The sequence below is a fragment of the Vagococcus sp. CY52-2 genome, from assembly GCF_022655055.1.
GTDB lineage: Bacteria > Bacillota > Bacilli > Lactobacillales > Vagococcaceae > Vagococcus.
The window spans coordinates 1357286-1377463 of record NZ_CP093384.1; the positions used below are offsets into that span (position 1 = coordinate 1357286).

Here is a 20178-nt window from a genome sequence, read left to right on the forward strand (position 1 = left end):
TATATCCCCCACATTTTTTATTAATCATTTAACATTAATAGCAAACGAGTCTCTTCATACTCGTTGCTTTCATATTTTTTACGTTTTTCATCTGCACTAATATTTAATGCAAAACCAACACCAATGGATAAAGTAACTAAACTCGATCCTCCTTGGCTTAAAAAAGGAAACGTCACCCCCGTTAACGGAATCAACCCAGTGACACCTCCCAAATTAACAAATATTTGTATTAGTATCATGCCTGCAACGCCTATACACATTAACGAATTAAAACTATCCGTTGAACGAATGCCAATAGCAAATATCCTTAAAATCAAAAAGAATAATAACACCAATAACATCAACGACAAAATTAACCCTAATTCTTCAACTACAATTGAAAACATAAAATCTGTCTGAGCATTCGTTAAAAAACCTTTTTTTTGAATACTCTTACCAAGACCTAAACCAAACCAACCACCATTATTCAGAGCAAAATATGAATTAATCATCTGATGTCCATCTCCTAATGGATCTTCAAATGGATTAGTAAATGTTTTAAATCGTTTATATACGTACATCATACGTTTTGGAAATAATGCCCCTCCAAATAACGCTATAAATTGAATTAAAAAAGTAGATACAACTACCCCTCCACCAATCGCTACTAGACTATATAAATACGGTATCCCGCTAGCTAAAACCATAATTAATGTAATCAAAATTAAAATAGCTGCTCCTCCAGTATCTGGTTGAATTAATACTAGAAAAATTAATAAACCAATTAACATCATAGGTTTTAGTAAAGCATCTTTAAAATGAGATAAAATTGTATCTTGTCTACGCGACAAAATATAAGCTAAATACCATATGACAATAATTTTTAAAAATTCAACAGGTTGTAATGTGATAGCACCAATCTTCAACCAGCCATCAGCGCCTCCTCCTTTAACACCTAAACTAGTGAATTTCGTCAAAATAAGTAAAGCTCCTATTGTGATAATGGCAGTCATAATAAACTGTTTATTCTGAAATACTTGTGTTTTCATTTTATAAATAAAGAAAATAGCAATTAATCCCACTATAAAAAATCCACCTTGTTTAATTGCTTCTAAAGCTAAACCTTGTGAATTAACAGAGCTTGCACTATATACCATTAATATTCCAACAACTGATAATATCAAATAAGGAACTAAAATGAGATAGTCTAGAAAAAATTTTTTATTTATTTTTTTATGCACCGATTAAACAACCCCCAAATCCTTTAACTCTCTGACTCTTTTACTTCTTGATATACCGTGTTATAGACTCTATTTAACTCTTTTTCTAATTCGATAACCATATCAAGCCCTTCTTGTCTGTCAATTAAACCAATGGATTGAGCGAATTCTACCTGTTTTGAAAAACCAAACATTTGTGTATCAACGACTTCTTCAAAGGCTTTACACTGGGCAATACATTGATGATTTCTTTGATTCGTTAGCAAGTGTTTAATTTTATCAGCTTCATGTTTTAATGCACTTAATACCGATTCTTTAGATAGTTCTAACATACGGACTTGCCCTCCCTTTTATTTTCGTTCATTATACCATATTCTTTTCCTTCATATGTTTAACTTTTACAGGATACATGCAAATTTTCACAAAAAAAAAGGGAAAGCGTTTTGCTCCCCCCTAAACTAATTATTTTTGAACTGCTTTATAACGGTTGTTTACTTCATCCCAGTTAATCACATTGAAAAATGCTTTCACATAGTCAGGTCTAACATTGCTATATTTTTTATAGTAAGCATGTTCCCAAACATCTATCCCTAATAAAGGAGTCTTTCCTTCAGTTAATGGAGAATCTTGGTTTGGAGTTGACATAATTTCTAATTTCCCATTGTTATCAACTAACCAAGCCCAACCTGAACCAAAACGACCAGTGGCAGCTGCTAAAAATTGATCTTTAAAGTTATCATAGCTACCAAATGCACTTTCGATTGCACCTTTAATTGCTCCAGTAGGTTCTCCACCACCATTAGGTCCCATAATTTCCCAGAAGAATGCATGATTTGCGTGTCCGCCACCATTGTTTCTAACAGCCATACGGATATCTTCAGGGACATCGTTTAAATTAGTAATTAATTCTTCAATTGATTGCTCACCCAATTCTGGATGTTTTTCAATTGCTGCATTTAAATTAGTCACATATGTATTGTGATGTTTGTCATGATGTAATGTCATTGTTAATTCATCAATATGTGGTTCTAACGCATCATATGCATATGGTAAGTCTGGTAAAGTATAAGTCATAATAATAAAGCCCCCTAAATTTTTTGATAATTATGAACAATTTCAATATACCATTGAAACAATAGAAAAAGCAAAAAATAAAACCGAAAACTCATAATTTTTGCTTTCTTGTATTCAGTAGATAAAAGCGTTACAATGAATAGTAATTAATTTATATTGCAAAGGAGTAATTATGCGAACATTTGACTTAATTAAGGCTAGTTTTAAACAACCTACTTTGTTATTAGAAGGTCGAAATAAAAAAGGATTTCACGTTTTTTTATATCTATTATTACTAGCTATTGTACTGTCACTTCCTGTTATTTACCAGGCAAGCTTAATCACAAAGACTATTCAAGATGATGGAGAAAAAATCATTCAAAAACTACCTGATTTTTCTATTGAAGATAACACATTAGTGACAAAAGAAAAAACAGATGGCTTTATCTACCAAACAGACTCTATTATTTTCACATTTGATCCCACAGATAAGCGAACAAAAAAAGAAATTGAATCAGATGCAACCGGAAACGTACTCGTTGTTGGATTATTAAAAAAAGAAGTTATCATGATTTTACCTAGAGTCAGTACAACAACAGATATTATGGATAATAACGTTCTTAGTATTCCATATTCAATGTATCAAGCAAATGGATTAAACAAACAAATACTAGAGCAACTTTTTACTAGTAATAGTAGTCAATCAATGTGGTTTAGTGTTATTTTCCTAGTAACTTGGTTTATGGTGTTTTTTAATCTGTTTGTCGATATCGTAATTCTTTCCTTTTTTGCCAATTTATTTACTAAATTTAGGCTGATTGGATTTAGATATAAGGATGTTTTCAAAATCATTGTATATGCTGCCACCTTACCGAGTGTTTTAACAGCTGTTCTTCAGTTCATTTGGCCAAGTGTTTCATTTGGTTCCGTTGGTGTGGCACTAACTTTACTAATCTATTTCAATGCTTTACCAAAACGAATAAAAAAATAGAAAGATGATTGTCTAATCTTTCTATTTATGACATTTAGCCATCAGAAGATTGATGGCTTTTTCTTTTATTTTTATAATAGATGACACGCTTTGTTCTATCAATCAAAACCTAATTCTTTTTTTACTTCATCAAATGTATAGCTAACAGAATGGTTACGATATTCTTCCATTGCTTTATTGTACATTTGACAGTCTAATTCATCTTCTATCTTCTCTAAAACTGATTCTTTAAATAAATCTTCTATATTAATGTCATGACGTATTGAAAATGAACGAATAAGCTGAGCTTCTTCTTTTGATACGTTAATAAAAAAACCAGGCATCTTTTACTCTCCTTTTGATTAACAAAGTGATATAACACATTATGTCTATAATAAAAAAGAGAGAAATAAACTTTCACTCTCTTTTAGAACAATATTGTTCCTAAATGTTTTATCTAGGCATATGTAAAGTTAGGCTCATTTAGTGTATTATCCATACCCACAGTCAGTGTATAATCAGTGAAAAACCAATCATCTGCTTGTTCTACAAAATAAGTGATACCATCAATTACCGTCGTTATTAATGGATTTTCTGGCTCAACTAATTGAATACCAGTTGAAAATCCAACATGAACATTGGTGCTACCACCATATTTACCAAAAAGGCGGACAAAATCCCCGGATTCGATTCCTAGTTCTTCTACAAACCATTTGTGTGCATCATCAGTTACTATAAGTTTCATTTTATCTTCCCCTAACTATTCGGATGTCGCACTTATTGTAACATAAACATTGAGAACCTTTTAACTTCATGCTTATCTCTATTTCATTTTTGCGTCTAGATAGTCGACATCATCATTATGCCCAACGACAAGTAAAACATCTCCTTCTAAAATAACTTGTTCAGCAGGAGGTGAAACAATCAAATCATTTTTTCCCCGACGAATTGCTACAATAGTGACATTGTAATGCTTTCTGAAATTAATTTTTTCGATTGTTTTATTAAAGAATTGTTTATAATTAACACGAATTTCAGCTAAAGAATAGTCATCGGATAACTCGATGAAATCAATCATATTATTTGACGTTAATTTATGCCCCAATCGGAAACCCATATCTCGTTCGGGATGAACAACTAAGTCTGCCCCAACTTTTTCTAATACTCGTCCATGATACTCATTTTGAGCTTTAGCAGTAATATGTGGGACACCCATTTCTTTTGCCATCAATGTCACTAAGATACTTGCTTGAATATCTTCCCCAATTGTCACAATCACATGGTCAAAATTTCTCAAACCTAATGAACGTAACGTTGCTTCATCTTGAGCATTAGCCAAAACGGTATGAGTGGCAATATTCATGTATTCGTTAACACGATCTTCGCAATTATCAATTGCTAATACTTCTTGGTTTGATTCTACTAATTCTCTACACACACTACCACCAAAACGCCCTAATCCGATAACTGCAAATGTTTTTCTCATGTGTTTTGTCTCCTTAATGACTTAATTATTTTACAATGCCATGTTTAAACGCATAAATAGCTGCCTGTGTTCTATCATCTACATCTAGTTTTGATAAGATATTCGATACATGTGTTTTCACTGTCTTTAATGTGATAAATAACTCATCTGCTATTTCTTGGTTACTTTTCCCTTCAGAGATTAATAGTAATATTTCTTTCTCCCTATTAGTTAAATCCTCATGTAAAACATGAGCTTTTGGTTTAGATAACCGCTCCATCATTTTACTAGTTACTTCAGGTTCTAGTACTTTTTCACCGTTATGCGCTGATCTAATGGCATTGGCTATATCTTTAGCTGAAGATGTTTTTAATAAATAACCAGCAGCACCTGCTTCAATCGCTGGATAAACCTTCTCATCATCAATGAAGCTCGTCACAATAATCACTTTTGCTTCTGGCCACTCTGATAAAATTTTTTTTGTAGCTTCAATCCCATCCATTACTTCCATCACTAAATCCATTAAAATTACATCTGGCCTTTTTTCTAATGCTTTTTCATAACCTATCAAACCATTCTCAGCTTCTCCTACCACCTCAATATCTGATTGAATGGATAAATAAGATGACACACCTAAACGAACCATCTCATGATCATCTACTAACAGAACTCTAATCATCACGTTCCTCCTTTAGAATCGGGACTTTAATTTCAATACTTGTTCCTTGTCCTTTAAAACTAACTATCCGACACATCCCTCCCATTCCTTGAACGCGCTCACGAATATTTCGTAAACCATAGCTGCCTACTTTTTCTTTTTTCACATCAAATCCAACGCCATCATCTACCAACCGCAATAAAACCGTTTGATCAATTTTTTTCAAGTAAACCTCTAATAAATTAGCTTTAGCATGACGCAAGGTGTTGGATAAAAGCTCTTGTGTGATTCTAAATAAATTATCTTCTATTGAACTAGGTAAGAATACATTTTCTATTTGCCACTTTAGCTCTATATTAATCTTTGTTTGTAATTCTTTCAATAACATTTCGATTCCTTGTTGCAATGTTTTCTCTTCTAAATTAATTGGCCTTAAATGTAATAATAGCGCGCGCATTTCTGATTGAGATGTATTAATAATTGAAGCAACAACTTGTAATTGAGATTCAACAATGTCTGGAATATCCATTTCTTCAACCACTTCATTTAAAGTTGACAACATCATCGTTGCTGCAAATAACTGTTGACTAACAGAATCATGCAATTCTCTTGCAATTCGTTGTCTTTCAGATTTAATAATATCTTCTTTCGACTCACCATTTACCTGTTTAGGAATGGCACTCATCTCTTGTAGTTCTTTTGACATAGATAACATTTTTGAACGGATATTTTGAACATCTTGCTCCAATTCATCAATCAAACTATCTTCTTGATATTGTTTCCCCTTATTTGAAAAAATACTATGATCATAATTACCAACACTTAAAAAGTGTAATTGTTCCTCAATTTTACCATATGTATGTCGATTAAATAAATATAAAATTGAGAATACAATCCCGCTAACTGCAATGGCTATCAATACAATATATACAATAATAGGCACTTTAAATAGACGAGTCGTGATTAATTCAAGCATCCATTTACGTTGATTATTCGCATAAAAATATGTGTAAAGCGTCACTATTAATACAATGAACGTTAATAAAAACGAATAAAAAAAGATAAGAGGACGACTCTTTTTAGACATCATACACGAATCACCTCTAAATCTCCAAATAGTGTATTGGTAATTATCTTTAAACGTCGTGTAGACTCATCATAGTCTTCACTATATAACTTGAGGGATTCATTATTTAAATGATAGACTTCTTGATCAAAATGAACTGCCCCACGCATACTTGAATGTTCTAACATCACACCTATCCCAGTTGGAACTAAAATACGAGTACGACCAAAACCTTTTCTGATAATAACTACATTGTCTTCTTTAGGTAATAATGTATTTCCCAAATCAATAATCGTATCCCCAATAACGACTGAAAAATTAATATCATCCCACTCATAAGCATCATTTCCAAGACGTTGACTACCAATCCAAGGTCGTTTAAATCGTTTACCTGATCTAACATTATGACTAGTTGTTTGAATCATTTTAATTTGCTTTTTCTTCCAAGGAGCAAAATTAAATAATCTAACTTCTGATATCTCTCCCATTATAAGACCAAAATAAATAATAGCCAATGCTAGAGCTAACCAAATAGCTGGACTACTAAGTAAGGACAACACGATAATAATAATAGAAGCTATCAGTTGAAATTGATTAAAAGAGGTTTTTCTATTTTTCTTTACTACATAAAATAAATTAATTAACGCAAATGTTAAAAAAATAATAGCTGGAACGTTTCCAAGCATCTGATAAAAAGCCCATAATAATAATAATGACTCAATCACAATAAATACTCTCCATGAGCTACGCACAATAAATCGGCTCCTTTTATTTTTCTTTTCATTTATTATAACGTTTCTTAAATAGATCACACAACTTCAAAAGATTGAATCTTCCATCAGACTTAAGTCTTAAATTCAAAAGAAAAAGTTATGCTATAGCATAACTTTTAAGAAATTTTTTGTATTTTAACATCCATGCTTCCACCTGGTGTTTCAATTTTAACAATATCATTTAACTTATGCCCTAATAACGCTTTAGCAATTGGAGAGTCATTTGAAATTTTCCCTTCAAATGGATCTGCTTCTGCACTACCAACAATTGTGTATTCTTCTTCTTCACCATCAGGTAATTCAACAAACGTTATAGTTCTACCCAAAGATACCGTATCTTTATCAGCACTGTTGCTATCAATAATTTGTGCAAAGCGAATCATGTTTTCCAACGTTGTAATACGACCTTCTACAAAGGCTTGTTCATCTTTAGCTGATTCATATTCAGAGTTTTCAGATAAATCACCAAAACTTCTTGCAATCTTGATGCGTTCAACAATCTCTTTACGTTTGACTGTTTTTAGCATTTCTAATTCTTCTTCTAATTTTAATTTACCTTCTAAAGTCACAGGATAGACTTTTTCCATAATACTCTCACTTCTCCTTAACTAATTTATATTAGCTTATTTTCTAATAAAGGAATAGCTTTCCTGATAAATTCGTATCAGAAAAGCTTACCCTATTTAATATACAAAACACAATACCACGTTGTTTGAAAAATGTAAACTCTTTATTTTATGAAACGTTTAATATCATAAAAATTAATTATTTTTGTCATCAATATACTCTTTTTTATTCGCTAAATGTTCATCATATGTTTTAGCGTAGTACACTTTACCCGTTGATACATCAGCTAAGAAATATAGAGCATCCGTTGCTTCTGGATTTAGAACAGATTCAATAGCTTGTTGACTAGGGTTATTAAATGGCCCTGGTCCAGTCCCTTTATTAGTATACAAGTTATATGGTGAATCAACTTGTGTATCTTTTTCAGATAGATGAACTTTATGCTCATCCATCGCATAAAGAATCGATATATCAGATTGAATCGGCATATCGATTGCCAATCGATTTAAAAAGACTTGAGCAATTTTACGTCGGTCATCAGGCGTTACACCTTCTTTTTCAACTAAAGAAGCAAGTGTTAATACTTCTTGTACTGTCATTTTTTTCTCTTTAATTTGGTCATAATATGGAGCTAATACTTGATTCGTTTTATCAACCATTTGCGTTATCATATCTTTAATTGGGACATCTTTATAGTAGTAATAGGTGGCAGGATATAGATACCCTTCCAAACGATACCTGACATCTTTAGCTTCTTTTGCACTAGTTAGGAGATCAGGGTATTTTTTGACTAATTCATTAAAGAAATCCTCATCTTTCATGACATTTAGGAAATCATCTTTAGGCAATTTCGTTTCTTTACTAAATAATTCAGCAATTTGATCAACAGAATATCCTTCAGGAACTGTGATTTTAGCATCTGCTAACGATACTGGCTCATCCGTTCCACCTTCTTCTAGACTATTGGTAATTGCTTCTAATGTCATACTTGGAGACATTTGATAATAACCTGCTTGGAAGTTTGCTTTATTATTCATCTTGACATAATATGAGAAAACCAAACCACTTTTAATGATTTTATTTTTTTCTAATATTTGACCAATTTGCTTGCTACTACTCCCTTGAGGAATCTCCACTTGGACTAATTTTTGATTACTACTATCTAACGGCTTTAGGCTAGATGTAAAATATTGATACGCATAAAATCCAGCAATAGATAATGTCAAAATAAGAACGGCTACAATAATTAGTACAATTTTTTTTACCATGTTATTTTCTTTTTTACGTCCCTTATAGCTTTGTTCTTGCCTTCTACTAGAACTTCTTTCTCTACTACGTTTATAGGTATCATTTGTTGTATGATTGGTTGGTTCTTCTTTTTCTGCATCCTCTGACTGCATTGAGTCAAGAACATAATCCTTCAACTCTTTTCCCGTCTTATGTTCATCTTCACGATTAAAGTCATCATTTTTATCAGTCAAAAAAGGGGCCTCCTTTTATTTAAATTTGCTTCTATCATTATACATGATTATAATAAAAATCCAAATACCTTATTATATTTAAACATGAATCTTTAACTTTTTAAATGCAACTTTCTTTTTTATAACAAATAAGATACAATAAAATAAATGGTCGAAAGGAGGGTAAGACAGTGGAAACATTACCAAATTGCCCAGAATGCCAATCAACTTACACATACGAGGATGGACTAATGTATGTATGTCCTGAATGTGCACATGAATGGTCTAAAGAAGAAGAAAAAATAACAGAGATTGTAAAAAAAGATGCGTTTGGAAATCCGTTAGTAGATGGTGACTCAGTCACAGTTATCAAAGACTTAAAAGTAAAAGGCGCTAGTCAACCAATCAAACAAGGAACTAAAGTTAAAAATATTCGCTTAGTAGAAGGCGATCATGACATTGACTGTAAAGTTGATGGATTTGGACCAATGAAATTAAAATCTGAATTTGTTAAAAAACTATAAAAAATATCACTAGGAAATCATCCTAGTGATATTTCTTCTTTGTAAGCCACCTGTCGGACTTGAACCGACGACCCCCACCTTACCATGGTGGTGCTCTACCAGCTGAGCTAAGGCGGCAATTAAATTACACTCCATATCATACCCATGATACTAAAAATTGTCAACAAACAATTTAATAATATCACCACTTCTTTTATCATTAATTTTTTTATTAGTGTATTTTATTGAAAAAGACCAGCATTTATTGTACGATATGTACAGAAAGATTGACTGGAGAATCAAATTAGAATGAAAATACGAATTATTGGGTATGCAGGTAGCGGTAAAACATCTTTAGCTATTAAGCTTCAAGAAAAGTATCACATACAAGGAATCTCTTTAGATGACTACTTAAAAATAAAAGATAAAAACAAGCGTTACCATCAACTTAATACCCATCTTTCTGAACTACCTAATTGGATTGTAGAAGGCGTTCAAGTTAGTCACTGGACAGACAAAGCGACAAAAGAAGCAGATTTAATTATCATTCTTGATTATCCTATCTATCTGACACAGTATCGTGTTACCAAGAGAGCTTTTACTCAATGTTTTACTAAAAATAAAACATTTACTCAACGAAAAAAAACCATTAAACGTATGTTCAAACTTTATAAATGGAACAACCGTTTCAAAAAACGTCTACCAGATATTAAAAAAAATTTAACTACTGACCACGGTAAATTGTTAATTTTAGAGTCCCCTGAAGATATAAAACGCGTTCACAGAGAATTACGACAATATTTTTACTCTACAAACAAAAAAAACGATAAGAAATAGCTTCCTTATCGTTTTTTTCTATATCTAGAAATCCATTAATGCTAGAATATCATAATCTTCAATTTTTTTTCTACCATTTAACTCATTTAATTCCACTAAGAAAGCACATCCAACTACTTCCCCACCTAATTGCTCCACTAATTCAATTGTGGCTGCAATTGTACCGCCTGTTGCCAATAAATCATCACAAATAATCACTTTTTGACCGGGTTTAATCGCATCTTTATGAAGTGTTAATGTTGCTTCACCATATTCTAAACCATAGTCTACTTCAATCGTTTCACGAGGTAATTTTCCTTTTTTACGAGCTGGTGCAAACCCTATACCTAGTTCATAAGCAACTGGACAACCAATAATAAAACCACGAGCTTCTGGTCCAACAACCATTTCAGCTCCACGTTCTTTAGCATATGTTACAATTTGGTTTGTGGCTTCTTGATAGGCTGCTCCGTCTCCCATTAACGGCGAAATATCTCTAAAGACAACACCTTCTTGAGGGTAATTAGGGATACTAGCAATATAATCTTTTAAATTCATCTGTCTTCCTCCTGTTGCGATATCCAATGACGAATATCTGCTACATTACTATATAAAAATAGTTTTTCCATGTCAATTTTATGTAGGTAGGCTTGATAAACGTCACTTTCTTCTAAAGCTTTAGCACTAGGATTGGCAACTTTACTCATCAAACCATCTTCTATTGTAACAAATCCTAAATCAAAAAACACTTTTATGATAAAAATTAAATGATTTTTAGATATTTGTAGATAATTGGATAGCTCTATTAATTTATAACGCACATCTAGACTTTCTTGCGTTTGAACCAATTTAAACACTTTACTAAACTGTTCTCGTGTTGGAACGCCTGATAAATAATGTTCTGTCGAGACGTTTATCCACAAGTACAAACGATGAATATCACACAATGACACTAAAGATGAAACTACTTCTAAATCATAAGGGCAATCAACAAACACCATCTCTTTAAATTGTTTTAAAATCTCAATATCTTTTTTAGTTTTAACATGATACAAACGGTCTGTCGGTATATTATCTACGGGCGTTTCATCATTAAAAATGACATAAGCAGGATTAATTGATAGCTGATCAAAATCATTGGTTTTGCCACCACGCATATCAAAAATTTGAATGCCAGATACCTGATAATCTTCCATCATTAATTGAGCTTTCCTAAACCCATTCCACTCATTAATGGATAACTTTCCTACTACATCAACCGATTCCCCTGTCACTAGTTCATCTATTGCATCCCCTTTTCCAAATGCAATACAATCAATTTGACTAGTAGTCTGAACTAATTGTCCCTTTAGATGATTGTTATCTGTCCCAATTTTTTTCATTCCATTCACTTGATTTTTTTCAAATAAAAAATGTGGTGATGGGTTACCTGTTCCAAAAGGAGATAACTGAGTTAATTCCTCAATTAGTTCAACTGAAATATCTGAGAGTTCAAGTCTCGCATCAATTGTTAAAATTTCTTTGGTTTCATCCGTTATTAAAGGAGACACAATCTTAATCAAATCATTCTTAATTTCATCTAATTTACCCGACTCAAATGATAGCCCTGCTGCCATATGATGTCCACCAAAAGACACAAATTGCTCTTTTATTTGTGATAAAACTTGAAATAAATCAATGTTAGCAATACTTCTTCCAGATCCTTTTAATAATTGTGTATCATTGTTTTTCGTTAAAACAATGGTTGGTCGTTGTGTTTGTCTGACAATGTGGCTTGCAACAATACCTAATACCCCTTCATGCCACTCTTCTTTATACAAAACATAGATAGGCAACTCTCCCATAGCATCAACCATTTCTAAAGCATCTTTTGTAATATCTTTAACTAAAGCTTGACGTTCAGCATTGGTTTCTTGAATATCTGTTGCAATACTCATTGCCTCTTCATCATCAAATGTTGTCATTAACTCTACAGCTGGCATAGCACTTTTTAATCGTCCCATTGCATTTAATCTAGGGGCAATGCCAAATCCAATCGCTTCTTCATTTGCATTGGCTAAATCTAAGTTCCCAATTTCTGCTAAAGCATGCAAGCCAACTCGCTCAGTTTGTTTTAATATTTTCAATCCGGAACTAACTAATATTCTATTTTCTCCAGTTAAAGAAACTAAATCAGCTACTGTTCCAATTGCCACTAAATCTAAGCTTTCCATAGGAATTTCACCTAAAAGGGCAGTGGCAACTTTAAATGCTACACCAACTCCTGCTAAATCTTTAAATGGATACTCTCCCAACGGATGTCTTGGGTGAATAATTGCATACGCTTCAGGTAATTCAGCTGGCAACTCATGATGATCTGTGACAATCACATCTACTCCTTGCTCTTTTGCAAACATTAACGCTTCATGACCACTCACACCATTATCGACTGTCACAATTAAATTAATTCCTTGATTAATATAATATTGATAGACTTCTATATTAGGTCCATACCCATCAACAAATCGATCTGGTAAATAATACTCTACTTCTCCACCAATCAATTCAATTGCTTCTTTTAACACAGTTGTGCTGGTAATACCATCTGCATCATAATCACCATATATTAAGATTTTTTCGCCTTGTTCGATAGCTTGTTGAATACGACTAACGGCTTTGTCCATATCGTATAACAAAAAAGGGTCATGTGTAGCTGCTAATGTAGGGGTCAAAAAAGATTGTGCTTCTTCTAAAGTTGATACACCACGTTTTACTAATAATTCACTCATAATTGGAGAAAATTTATTTTCTTTAAACACTTCAATAAGTTGTTGTTGTTCTTCAGATAATGATTGCTCTTCCCATTTAAATTGAGATTGTTTCACCCAAACACTTCCATTCTATTTTATCTATTAATTCTGCTTAACTCACCTTAAACAGTTTAACATAGCTCAATTCTTTCAACAAATACTTGCCAATCTAAAGAGTGCTTTGATACTATAGACAAGACAAGGAGGCAACAAATGAAGAAAAAAATACTATGGTTTTTAGTTATCCTATTATCTGTTGAACTTATTATTTTGGGTGTAAAATTATTTCAACCACATAATCAACTAAAGACTGCTAAAACAACCGCATCATCTAGTTTAGTTGATGTAGCAAACCAAGAAACAACTCAGACATCTGAAAAGAAAAAACATTCTGGTGACATTGATACGTCTAATTGGATAACCAGCGATACAACTATTTCTTTTCCAATTTTAATGTATCATAGTTTAACTAAAAGTGATGATGGTAACACCTTGAAACTCCCACCTGAAGAATTTAAACAACATATGGAATGGTTGAAAGAACATGATTATTATACGTTAACTCCTGAAGAGGCCTACGTTGTATTAACAGAAAATAAAAAACCAAAAGAAAATATCGTTTGGGTTACTTTAGATGACGGTTACTTAAATAATTTTACTGAAGGCTTTCCAATATTAGAAGATTTAAAAATGAATGCGACTATTAATTACATTACCTCAAAACTAGATAATCAATATTATTTTCATGAAGACGATATGAAAAAAATGATTGACAGTGGCTTTATTTCAATCGAAAGTCATACTGTAAGCCATTTGGATTTAAACACATTAAGTGATGAACAAATTCATACAGAGCTAGCAGATTCTAAAACTTGGATGGATACTACTCTAAATCAGAATACATCAGTCGTTTGTTATCCAGCTGGTCGATATGATGAACGAGTTGAAAAAGAAGCAGAAAATGTGGGGTATAAATTAGCACTGACTACCGAACCTGGATATGCTAGTAAGAATGATGGCTTATTTGCTTTAAAACGTGTTAGAATTTCTCCCGGATATGACAAAGAAGCCTTTGGAAACTACCTACTATCAGCTCAATAACACAAAAAAGACTGACTAGAAAATGATTTTTTAAATAAAAACACTCAACTAACAAAATAAAAAACCCATGAAATCAACGTTGGAATTAACGGATTTCATGGTTTTTTTTCTATTTTAAGGCTTTCTAGTCAACTTTTTTTCTATACTAATACTTTATTTTTTACTAACGGTCTTAATTTTTGTGATACCAATCCAATGACAATAACTTTTATAATTGTTGTTGGAATAAATGGTAACACTGTTGCTGCAAAAGCCACAGATAAGCTACTTCCCGTTACAAGATGAAACACAATAAAGCCTACTAAAAAATTAATCATCGCTCCTAAAAATAATCCTATATATAGGAACACAATATTCTCACGTTCTGCAAACCAACCTGCAATATATGCCATAATGGGAAAACTTAAAATAAAACCTCCTGTTGGACCAAATACAATAGCAGCTCCTCCAGAAAATCCTGCAAAAACAGGCAAACCAATTAATCCTAACAAAACATATAATATTGTGGACATAGTGCCTGATCTTTTTCCAAGTAATACGCCTGCCAATGGAATAATAAATGTTTGTAACGTCATTGGGACACCATATGGCATTGGAATACTAATTTGTGATAAGACAACTATCACAGCAGTAAATAAAGCAATTTTTGTTAAATCAAATGTTTTAAATTTTGTCATTATTTCTCCCCTTTTCATTTTTTATTATAACAAAAAGAAAAGGTTAGTCAACTAAAAAAATAAAAAAAGGTGACTATTATAGTTTTAACGACACTTCACCAAATCTCAACTCTCTTGTTTCCCCATTAGACAATTTAATCATCAAAGAGCCATTATCTTTAATATCTTCCACTTGAGCAACATAAGAATCTGCTCCTGACACAATGGAAACCAGTTGACCAACTACGATAGATTTTTCACGATACTGTTGCATCATACTTTTTTGCATCATGTTAGAAGCTTGTAAGAAAAATTGATTGATAACGTTAGCAGCAATTTTATTTCTTATCGTATTTTTATTGTTAAACAATGCTGTTGCAACAGATTGAACGTTTTTTGAAAATAGCTCAGATTTAGTTGATACATTAATACCAATACCGACTACAATCCAATCTAAACGTCCAGTTTCTAAATTACTAACCGCCTCTGTTAAGATACCACATACTTTTTTTCCATTTAAAAACAAATCATTAACCCATTTTATACCTATTATTTCACCGGATAATTGTTCTAACACTTCTGAGACAACAACCGCTGAATAGGCTGTCATAAGAGATGGATCAATTTGCGGCATCTCTTCAGGTCTTAGTATGATACTCATATAAATACCTGAATCTTTTGGCGATTCAAATGTTTTCCCATATCTTCCACGCCCCTTTGTTTGTTCGTTTGCAATAATCACTGTCCCATTTGCAGCTCCTGACACAGCTAACTCTTTTGCTAAATTATTGGTTGAATCAATCGACTCATAAACTTGAATTAAACTTGAATCAATCGACTTATCCAAAAATGGTAACATTCCCTGCAGAGACAACTTATCACTTGTTTCTTCTAGTGAATACCCTTTACTTTTTACGGCTTTAATTGGATAGCCTTCTGTTTCTAATTGTTTAACCGCCTTCCAAACAGCATTTCTTGAAACACCTAATGTTTCAGCTAGTTTTTCACCGGAGAAAAACTCTCCCCGATGATTTTCTAACATTGCTAATGTTTTGTCTTTTACACTCATTTTATTGTCTCTCCATTGTTTAAATGCTTATCAAACCATGATGAAATATCTGTCAGACGAGCTAAACGTAAATGAGGTAATCCTCCTCTTGATAAGCCATGACTCGATTTCGGATACACAACCATTTCAGTAGGCACGTTAAAGCGTTTCATCGCTGTATACATCTGCTCACCTTGCTCTTTTGGACAACGTAAATCGTCTTCTCCATGTAAAACAAGTAAAGGTGTTTGCCCATGTTCTACGTAAGCTAATGGTGATAACTTCCACATATCTGAAATATTTGGTAAATCAGTTAATAACTGATATTTTACGAAGAATGCCCCAATATCACTTGTCCCATAAAAACTAATCCAGTTAGAAATAGAACGTTGTGTCACTGCCGCTTGAAATCGTTTAGAATGGCCAACAATCCAGTTTGTCATAAAGCCTCCATAACTTCCACCAGCAACCACTAATTTTTTCTCATCAATTTCAGGATGTTCTGTTAACACAGCATCTAACCCTACCATCAAATCCGTATAGTCTTTATTGCCATAATCTCCTAATATCGCACTAACAAATTCCTGGCCGTAACCTTGTCCACCTCTTGGATTTAACATAATCACGCCATAACCATTTGCCGCATGGTATTGCATTTCATGGAAGAACGTTTCACCATAACATACTTGAGGCCCACCATGAATATATAGAACGGCTGGATGCTGTTTTTCACTTAATACAGGTGGCACATACCATCCCTGAACGGATACATCCTCCTCAGATTCGTACCAAAACTCTTGTGGTGTTGATAATATCATATCTTTTAAAATTAACTCATTTGGATTGTATACTGTTTTTAATGTGACATCTTCTAAAGATAAAGTCGCTAAAACTGATGGCTCTATTAATGTTGAATACGTCACAATCAGTTCACTACCTGTTAAATACGCATCTGTTAGATGATTTTTTTCATCATATATTTTTTTTAAATTACCATCAAAATCACCCTTGTATAACACAATTTTACCATGATGAGTCACGGGGAAAATAAAAGTATCAGAAGTTAAAAAGTCAATATCGACTCCTCTTACTTGTTGTTGGAAATCTCCAACAATAGCGTCACCTACTTCTTCATCTAAGCTTTCAGTTAAACAGGTTAAGAAACCACTTTTCATGTCATAGTGATACAATTTATTTTGGGTAACAAAACCATATTCAAAGGTATTTCCAACTAATAATAAATCTTCTTCAGTAGGATTCATTTTACCATAATAAAAACTTCCTTTAGGCAATGACTCTGTTAAATTCATCAGAGATTTTGTTGATAAATCATATTTATACAATGTACTACCATAATCCCACTCATCTTGTGGTTCTTTATCTCGTCCAAGTAACACATAGCTTTCATCTTTAGAAACATAGGTTAAATTGATTTCATCAGTAGTTTCAAATAGGATGCTTTCTTCTTTCGTTGCTAGCATTATCTTACTTAATTGATACGTCGCGTTCAAGTCTAATAATCCAGCTCCATCTAGTTTATAAATCAATTTATTCCATCTTTTTGGTTGCTCTAAAATCTTTTCTTCTTTCTTTTCATCAGTTGATTTCGTTTGGACAAAATAAATCGCACTACTTGATTCATTCCAAATGTAATCCGAAAAAGAATCTTTTTGCATCAAACTATAGGCACTACCTCCATCTAGTGATTGGATTTTTAAATGAAGTTTTTTGCCAACTTTACTCACATAGCTTAGCCATTTTTTATTTGGTGATATTTTCAACTGACTAATTGAAGTCTCCTCACCACTCCATAATCGACGCTCTTTTGTCTGTTTATCTACACTATAAATACGAGATTCGTATTGATTACTCTCTTTATTAATCGAATGCTCCATAAAAAAGATGATATTTCCCACTGAAATAGGTTGGGATAAACTATTTAGTTCAAATAAACTTTCTTTCGTTATTGTTTTCATAGACTCATTCCTTTCTTTATTAGTCTCATTGTAAATCAACCCTTAAAAATATACTAGTTTTACACAAAAAAAGATGACATCATCCGCAGACAAGGTCATCTTTTTATTATTTTCTATTTTGTAAAGCTAGTGCCACTGTTTCTTCTGCTAAGACATTTTGTGGATCAATGACATGCTCATTCATCTGATTTTCAGCGTCTTCCATCATAGATAATTCTGTACAACCTAACACTATGACATCACAGTTTAGTTCATTAAACATATCATCAAGTATTTCATGATATAAGTCATGATCTAATTGATCTAAGTGTTTAATTTTATCAAAAATTAACGTACTCACTTTATCTTGGATATCTTTTGTTGGATGAACGACGTTGAAACCAGCTTCTTCAATAAAAGGATCATAAATCTTATTTTTTATCGTTCCTTCTGTCCCAATAATCCCGACACGTGCATTTTTTGCATACGCATCACTGACTCTTGAAATAGCCAATTTTGGCATATGAAGAAGTGGTTTGTCTGTTGCTTTTTCTAACTCATCAAAAAAATAATGCGCTGTATTACAGGTTAAAACAAAGAAATCTGGCGATAACTTATCATATGTTTTAATCACATCAAGTAAGTATGGTAATGGATTTTCATTATTTTCTTTATCCATTATATAAGAACTTCTATCAGGAATAGTGGCATAATTAACTAAAACATAATTTAAATAATCTTGGTCTTTTTCGGCTGGTGTTTTATCATTCACCATCTTGACATATAATTCTGTTGCTTTAGTTCCCATACCTCCAATGACGGTAAAGAAATGTTCCATATCATCCCACCTTACTTACCATATTTTTTAAACGCTTTTCGATAATACCTAAACATACGCTGAAGCAATAAATAACGACCTAAACTACGATCTCCATCATAATAGAAAGTATAACCATAGCGTTTATCGGCTATCATCTCTCTAGCAATATCTTTATATTGTGTTTCAGGAACATATTTATCAAAAATATCGATTGGTACATTTAGCCATAGTTGCCCCTTATCATCTGGGATGTTGGCATAAACTGTATCACTATCTTTTAAATCATCATAAATATAATCTCTCACAACCCACTCAGCTAAGTTTAATCCATTAAGCGTTACAAAGAAACTACTTCTTCCTTGTCTTAAATTAATTTCAAAGAATTTAAAGGTATTGTCTTTAATGTCATATTTCAAATCAAAGTTTGCAAAACCTGTGTATTTAATATCTTCTAAAAAGTCTTTTACTTGTTTATAAATCGCTTCATTATAATCAGGCATAATAGCTAAGTAATTGCCAATACCAAGTGGTGTCGGGTCTTCAAGTAATGGATGACCTAAACACATCATTTTTACTTGATGATTTTTGTCAACATAACAATTTAACACACGCATTGGACTTTCATTGCCCTCCACAAATTCTTGTAAGATTAAATTGTCTTTGTATCCAGCTCCATAGATGCCATGAATAACACGATTATATTCTGTCATATTGTCAATAATATAAACTTTTTCCTTAATCGGATCGGTAAAATCATTCCATGACACACTGTTTGCTGGTTTTAACGCAATCGGAAAATCAAAAGGCTGTGTAGCTTCAGAATTTTCCACCATACGACGAGTGATAATTTTCGTTTTTGGATAAGGTAAATCATACTTTTCGCAAATATCATAAAAATCTTGCTTATTAACTAATTGTTTTTCTAACTCTTTATTGATGTATGGGCAAACAAACGTTTCAGATAATTCCTCTAAATGTTTTGAGATAAGTTCTGTATACCAATCTCCCATTCCCATCAAAATAACTGGCACATCAGAATCTTTATACTCTTTTGCGACTTCTCTCATGGTTTCGATAAACGTTGGATCTGTATCAAAACTTGGTACAACTTCGATAGCTAATATTTTCGTATGTTTTGTTGGTGCAATAGAGGCGCTGGCGATTGTCCGGACTGGTTTATTTGTAATGTCATAAAATGAGCGGGCCATCCCATACAGATTCAAATCTCCCCCTAACAACACTGGGATAAAATCTTGTTTTTGAGTCAATATAATCGGTT

At 32.5% G+C, this 20178-nt stretch carries 22 protein-coding genes and 1 tRNA gene; 4 read left to right on the plus strand and 19 right to left on the minus strand.

Annotated elements, in window-relative coordinates; genetic code table 11:
* Window positions 1-20 precede the first annotated feature (20 nt).
* The 3 genes from MN187_RS06700 to MN187_RS06710 form a co-directional block, all read right to left on the minus strand.
* The gene (locus MN187_RS06700; protein ID WP_117973063.1) at window positions 21-1220 is read right to left on the minus strand and encodes an FtsW/RodA/SpoVE family cell cycle protein; all 1200 of its coding nucleotides are present in this window, start codon (window positions 1218-1220) and stop codon (window positions 21-23) included.
* A 23-nt stretch (window positions 1221-1243) separates the two neighbouring features.
* Window positions 1244-1531 (minus strand): DUF1507 family protein, encoded by a 288-nt coding sequence (locus MN187_RS06705; RefSeq protein WP_125956165.1) that lies wholly within the window; start codon window positions 1529-1531, stop codon window positions 1244-1246.
* A 130-nt stretch (window positions 1532-1661) separates the two neighbouring features.
* Window positions 1662-2273, minus strand: a complete 612-nt coding sequence (locus tag MN187_RS06710) for a superoxide dismutase (RefSeq protein ID WP_241699175.1) — start codon at window positions 2271-2273, stop codon at window positions 1662-1664.
* 172 nt (window positions 2274-2445) lie between these two features.
* On the opposite strand from MN187_RS06710, the gene MN187_RS06715 reads away from it, so the two are divergent.
* Window positions 2446-3243: a DUF1189 domain-containing protein gene (locus MN187_RS06715; RefSeq protein WP_117973066.1), complete on the plus strand. Its 798-nt coding sequence runs from the start codon at window positions 2446-2448 to the stop codon at window positions 3241-3243.
* Window positions 3244-3341: 98 nt separating this feature from the next.
* Here MN187_RS06715 and relB read toward each other — a convergent pair whose 3' ends face one another.
* The 8 genes from relB to mltG all read right to left on the minus strand — a co-directional run bounded on the left by relB (window position 3342) and on the right by mltG (window position 9232).
* Window positions 3342-3566: a type II toxin-antitoxin system RelB family antitoxin gene (gene relB, locus MN187_RS06720; RefSeq protein WP_117973067.1), complete on the minus strand. Its 225-nt coding sequence runs from the start codon at window positions 3564-3566 to the stop codon at window positions 3342-3344.
* A gap of 113 nt (window positions 3567-3679) precedes the next feature.
* Complete coding sequence (locus MN187_RS06725) at window positions 3680-3967, minus strand: HesB/YadR/YfhF family protein (protein WP_117973068.1); 288 nt, start codon at window positions 3965-3967, stop codon at window positions 3680-3682.
* A 78-nt stretch (window positions 3968-4045) separates the two neighbouring features.
* A complete protein-coding gene (locus MN187_RS06730; RefSeq protein ID WP_117973069.1) occupies window positions 4046-4708 on the minus strand; it encodes a potassium channel family protein in 663 nt (220 codons plus the stop codon).
* A 25-nt stretch (window positions 4709-4733) separates the two neighbouring features.
* A complete protein-coding gene (locus MN187_RS06735) occupies window positions 4734-5366 on the minus strand; it encodes a response regulator transcription factor (protein WP_117973070.1) in 633 nt (210 codons plus the stop codon).
* On the minus strand, window positions 5359-6435 hold the full coding sequence (locus tag MN187_RS06740; protein WP_117973071.1) for a sensor histidine kinase: 1077 nt from the start codon (window positions 6433-6435) through the stop codon (window positions 5359-5361). The genes MN187_RS06735 and MN187_RS06740 overlap by 8 nt, the downstream gene beginning before the upstream one ends.
* Window positions 6432-7163 (minus strand): cell wall-active antibiotics response protein LiaF, encoded by a 732-nt coding sequence (liaF, locus tag MN187_RS06745; protein WP_117973072.1) that lies wholly within the window; start codon window positions 7161-7163, stop codon window positions 6432-6434. Before liaF ends, MN187_RS06740 begins: the two co-directional genes overlap by 4 nt.
* Before the next feature lie 137 nt (window positions 7164-7300).
* Window positions 7301-7774 carry a transcription elongation factor GreA gene (greA, locus tag MN187_RS06750; RefSeq protein WP_117973073.1) on the minus strand — a complete coding sequence of 158 codons (474 nt, stop codon included), beginning with the start codon at window positions 7772-7774 and terminating at the stop codon, window positions 7301-7303.
* A gap of 171 nt (window positions 7775-7945) precedes the next feature.
* Complete coding sequence (mltG, locus tag MN187_RS06755) at window positions 7946-9232, minus strand: endolytic transglycosylase MltG (RefSeq protein WP_233519177.1); 1287 nt, start codon at window positions 9230-9232, stop codon at window positions 7946-7948.
* Window positions 9233-9402: 170 nt separating this feature from the next.
* Between mltG and MN187_RS06760 the strand changes: the two genes are divergently transcribed.
* Window positions 9403-9735, plus strand: a complete 333-nt coding sequence (locus tag MN187_RS06760; protein ID WP_117973074.1) for a zinc ribbon domain-containing protein YjdM — start codon at window positions 9403-9405, stop codon at window positions 9733-9735.
* Between the two features lie 44 nt (window positions 9736-9779).
* Here the strand turns inward: MN187_RS06760 and MN187_RS06765 are convergent.
* Window positions 9780-9852: transfer RNA gene (locus MN187_RS06765), tRNA-Thr, on the minus strand.
* A 171-nt stretch (window positions 9853-10023) separates the two neighbouring features.
* On the opposite strand from MN187_RS06765, the gene MN187_RS06770 reads away from it, so the two are divergent.
* Window positions 10024-10551: a P-loop NTPase family protein gene (locus MN187_RS06770; RefSeq protein WP_117973075.1), complete on the plus strand. Its 528-nt coding sequence runs from the start codon at window positions 10024-10026 to the stop codon at window positions 10549-10551.
* A 24-nt stretch (window positions 10552-10575) separates the two neighbouring features.
* On the opposite strand, the gene MN187_RS06775 is transcribed toward MN187_RS06770, so the two are convergent.
* Window positions 10576-11088, minus strand: a complete 513-nt coding sequence (locus MN187_RS06775; protein WP_117973076.1) for an adenine phosphoribosyltransferase — start codon at window positions 11086-11088, stop codon at window positions 10576-10578.
* Window positions 11085-13394 carry a single-stranded-DNA-specific exonuclease RecJ gene (gene recJ / locus MN187_RS06780; protein WP_147340779.1) on the minus strand — a complete coding sequence of 770 codons (2310 nt, stop codon included), beginning with the start codon at window positions 13392-13394 and terminating at the stop codon, window positions 11085-11087. Before recJ ends, MN187_RS06775 begins: the two co-directional genes overlap by 4 nt.
* A 138-nt stretch (window positions 13395-13532) precedes the next feature.
* On the opposite strand from recJ, the gene MN187_RS06785 reads away from it, so the two are divergent.
* Window positions 13533-14420, plus strand: coding sequence for a polysaccharide deacetylase family protein (locus MN187_RS06785; RefSeq protein WP_117973077.1), 888 nt, complete (start codon window positions 13533-13535; stop codon window positions 14418-14420).
* Between the two features lie 140 nt (window positions 14421-14560).
* Here the strand turns inward: MN187_RS06785 and MN187_RS06790 are convergent, their stop codons facing one another.
* The 5 genes from MN187_RS06790 to MN187_RS06810 form a co-directional block, all read right to left on the minus strand.
* Window positions 14561-15097: a biotin transporter BioY gene (locus MN187_RS06790; RefSeq protein WP_241699176.1), complete on the minus strand. Its 537-nt coding sequence runs from the start codon at window positions 15095-15097 to the stop codon at window positions 14561-14563.
* A gap of 76 nt (window positions 15098-15173) precedes the next feature.
* Window positions 15174-16145 (minus strand): biotin--[acetyl-CoA-carboxylase] ligase, encoded by a 972-nt coding sequence (locus MN187_RS06795; RefSeq protein ID WP_241699177.1) that lies wholly within the window; start codon window positions 16143-16145, stop codon window positions 15174-15176.
* Complete coding sequence (locus tag MN187_RS06800) at window positions 16142-18100, minus strand: alpha/beta hydrolase family protein (RefSeq protein WP_241699178.1); 1959 nt, start codon at window positions 18098-18100, stop codon at window positions 16142-16144. Before MN187_RS06800 ends, MN187_RS06795 begins: the two co-directional genes overlap by 4 nt.
* A 106-nt stretch (window positions 18101-18206) precedes the next feature.
* Window positions 18207-18917 carry an aspartate/glutamate racemase family protein gene (locus MN187_RS06805; RefSeq protein ID WP_117973081.1) on the minus strand — a complete coding sequence of 237 codons (711 nt, stop codon included), beginning with the start codon at window positions 18915-18917 and terminating at the stop codon, window positions 18207-18209.
* 11 nt (window positions 18918-18928) lie between these two features.
* On the minus strand, window positions 18929-20170 hold the full coding sequence (locus tag MN187_RS06810) for a carboxylate--amine ligase (protein ID WP_370448235.1): 1242 nt from the start codon (window positions 20168-20170) through the stop codon (window positions 18929-18931).
* Between the last annotated feature and the right edge of the window lie 8 nt (window positions 20171-20178).

Excerpts from the sequence above, each read along its gene's own strand:
- MN187_RS06805 (WP_117973081.1), bottom strand. The coding sequence starts at position 18,917 with ATGGAACATTTCTTTACCGTCATTGGAGGTATGGGAACTAAAGCAACA.
- MN187_RS06725 (WP_117973068.1), bottom strand. The coding sequence starts at position 3,967 with ATGAAACTTATAGTAACTGATGATGCACACAAATGGTTTGTAGAAGAA.
- MN187_RS06795 (WP_241699177.1), bottom strand. The coding sequence starts at position 16,145 with ATGAGTGTAAAAGACAAAACATTAGCAATGTTAGAAAATCATCGGGGA.
- MN187_RS06715 (WP_117973066.1), top strand. The coding sequence starts at position 2,446 with ATGCGAACATTTGACTTAATTAAGGCTAGTTTTAAACAACCTACTTTG.
- MN187_RS06790 (WP_241699176.1), bottom strand. The coding sequence starts at position 15,097 with ATGACAAAATTTAAAACATTTGATTTAACAAAAATTGCTTTATTTACT.
- MN187_RS06735 (WP_117973070.1), bottom strand. The coding sequence starts at position 5,366 with ATGATTAGAGTTCTGTTAGTAGATGATCATGAGATGGTTCGTTTAGGT.
- relB (WP_117973067.1), bottom strand. The coding sequence starts at position 3,566 with ATGCCTGGTTTTTTTATTAACGTATCAAAAGAAGAAGCTCAGCTTATT.
- MN187_RS06770 (WP_117973075.1), top strand. The coding sequence starts at position 10,024 with ATGAAAATACGAATTATTGGGTATGCAGGTAGCGGTAAAACATCTTTA.
- MN187_RS06740 (WP_117973071.1), bottom strand. The coding sequence starts at position 6,435 with ATGATGTCTAAAAAGAGTCGTCCTCTTATCTTTTTTTATTCGTTTTTA.
- MN187_RS06705 (WP_125956165.1), bottom strand. The coding sequence starts at position 1,531 with ATGTTAGAACTATCTAAAGAATCGGTATTAAGTGCATTAAAACATGAA.
- MN187_RS06775 (WP_117973076.1), bottom strand. The coding sequence starts at position 11,088 with ATGAATTTAAAAGATTATATTGCTAGTATCCCTAATTACCCTCAAGAA.
- MN187_RS06710 (WP_241699175.1), bottom strand. The coding sequence starts at position 2,273 with ATGACTTATACTTTACCAGACTTACCATATGCATATGATGCGTTAGAA.
- MN187_RS06730 (WP_117973069.1), bottom strand. The coding sequence starts at position 4,708 with ATGAGAAAAACATTTGCAGTTATCGGATTAGGGCGTTTTGGTGGTAGT.
- MN187_RS06800 (WP_241699178.1), bottom strand. The coding sequence starts at position 18,100 with ATGAAAACAATAACGAAAGAAAGTTTATTTGAACTAAATAGTTTATCC.
- MN187_RS06785 (WP_117973077.1), top strand. The coding sequence starts at position 13,533 with ATGAAGAAAAAAATACTATGGTTTTTAGTTATCCTATTATCTGTTGAA.